At 66.5% G+C, this 2,122-nt stretch carries 3 protein-coding genes; 1 reads left to right on the plus strand and 2 read right to left on the minus strand.

Features of this window, described 5'->3' with window-relative positions:
• Nucleotides 1-552 (minus strand): hypothetical protein (locus tag ACTHJR_RS05005; protein WP_440522025.1); only part of this gene is annotated, 552 nt, incomplete at its 3' end.
• Nucleotides 549-836: an acyl carrier protein gene (locus ACTHJR_RS05010; protein ID WP_440522026.1), complete on the minus strand. Its 288-nt coding sequence runs from the start codon at nt 834-836 to the stop codon at nt 549-551. The genes ACTHJR_RS05005 and ACTHJR_RS05010, both read right to left, overlap by 4 nt.
• Nucleotides 837-1,133: 297 nt before the next feature.
• Between ACTHJR_RS05010 and ACTHJR_RS05015 the strand changes: the two genes are divergently transcribed.
• On the plus strand, nt 1,134-2,122 hold a 989-nt coding region (locus ACTHJR_RS05015; RefSeq protein WP_440522027.1), incomplete at its 3' end, for an AMP-binding protein.

A 2,122-nucleotide genomic window follows, 5' to 3' on the forward strand; every position in this document is an offset into this window, starting at 1 on the left:
GACGCGGACCACGCCGTCGCGCACGCAGTCGGCGGCGTTGAGGTCGCGGAGCAGCGGGCGCGACAGGCGATTGCCGGCGATCGTCACCGGGCCGCCTTCGTCATTGTAATTGCCCAGGTCGATCTCGATCGGCGCGCCGGCCGCGGCGCTGGTGCGGAACAGCTCGCGGATCAGCGCCTCGCCCTTGGCAGGAGCAAGTTGCCAGCGCGATATTGCCTTGACGTCATGATCGAGTAACGCCCCGCCGCGGCACGATAAAATATGCACCGGGCGCTCGCCCGCAGCTGCCTTGGCGGCCGAGGCAAGTGCGGTGCGCCAGCCGGCGAGCATGGCATATTCGGTGGCGACGGGGCTTTCGTTCTGGCCCGGCAGGTCGGGCAGGGCCCCGGCGATCCCGCGCTCGGCCAACCGTCGCAATACCCCTGTCACGAACGTGCGGGTGCGATTGGCTTCCTCGAACAGCGGCAGCACTGCCACGACGACCGGCCCCGTGGCGGGACCGAAGCGCATCATCGCCTCGCGCCCGCCCGCCCAGTCGTAATGATCGATCATGCGTCCTTCTTAGCGCCGACCTTGGCTTCCGCGAAACGGCGCAGCGCACCGAAGCTCTCGAGCATCTCTCCATCCACCTCATCGTCATCTATCAGGAGGTGCAGCCGGTCCTCGATCTCGGTCAGCACGCCGGCCACCGCCATCGAATCGAGCTCGGGCAGCGCGCCGAACAATGCGGTGTCGTCGTCGAACGCCGCGACGCGATCGGCGCTGAGCGCCAGGACATCCTTGAGGACGGCGCGCACGGTCTGGTCGACCATGGACGGAGCGTGGTGCGTGGTCATCGTTTCGGCGCGTTACCGATAGAGGCGGGGCTTGGGAAGGGTGTGTACGGCCGCATTGGCAGTCACGTCATTGTGGTGCCCCGCCACGACACAATGAGTTCGTAATCCCGGGCTTGTCCCGCGATCCGCCGTGCCCCCCTTATGGTGGCGGCGAGGTCGATCCAAGCTCGCAACCTTTTCCGTCCTTGCCCCGGCAGGCCCCGGCACAAGGCCGGAGTGACGGAGTAGGGAAGGGTGAGCCTTCATCCCGAAAGCGAAAGTCTTGGGGGAAGCGTCTCGTCTCGCTATCAGGACCTCATGATCCCGCTCGACCCAGCACCGCGGCCGCTCGATCACTTGCCTCTGCGCGGGCGTCCGACCGACCCCGCCTTGGCGGCGCGTGACGGCGTGCTCGATTTCGCCGGTCTGGAGGCTGCGGTTGGCGCCTTGGCGGGCTGGCTGGCTGCACAAGGGCTCGAACCGGGCGATCGCGTCGCGACCTGGCTGCCCAAGACCCGCATCGCTTGTCTGATGCCGCTGGCCGCCGCGCGCGCGGGTTTCGTGCACGTGCCGGTAAATCCGCTCCTCAAGCATCTGCAAGTTCAGCATATTCTTGCGGATAGCGGCGCTCGGCTGCTGGTCACCCAAGCAGCGCGTGCGGAGACGCTTGAGGCGGCAGGCGTTCGGATCGTAGTCGAGGAGCCGTCCCTCGATGGCGCGCCATTGCCGCCATCCGACGCCGATCCCGCCGGGCTGGCTGCCTTGCTCTATACCTCGGGTTCCACCGGTCGTCCCAAGGGCGTGATGCTCAGCCACACGAACCTCTGGCTCGGTGCGATCAGCGTCGCGCATTATTTGGAGCTCGACGCAGCCGACCGCGTGCTCGGCGTGCTGCCGCTGAGCTTCGACTACGGCCAGAACCAGCTCGTCTCGACTTGGGCGGCGGGCGCCTGCCTGGTGCCGTTCGATTATCTGCTGCCGCGCGACGTCTATCGCGCGATCGAGCGGGAGAAGATCACGACGCTGGCCGGCGTGCCGCCGCTTTGGGCGCAATTGCTTGATGCCGATCCTCAGGAAATCGACGTATCATCTTTGAAAAGGCTTACAAACTCTGGCGGCGCCCTGACTCGTCGCGTGATCGACGGCCTTCGCGAGCGCTTTCCGCGAGCCGATCTCTATCCGATGTACGGCCTGACCGAGGCGTTCCGTTCGACCTATCTCGAACCCTCCTTAGTCGCCGCGCATCCCGATTCGATCGGGCGCGCGATCCCGTTCGCTGAGATCATGATCGTGCGGCCCGACGGCGC

The sequence above is a fragment of the Sphingomonas sp. genome, assembly GCF_051962185.1.
Lineage (GTDB): Bacteria > Pseudomonadota > Alphaproteobacteria > Sphingomonadales > Sphingomonadaceae > Sphingomonas.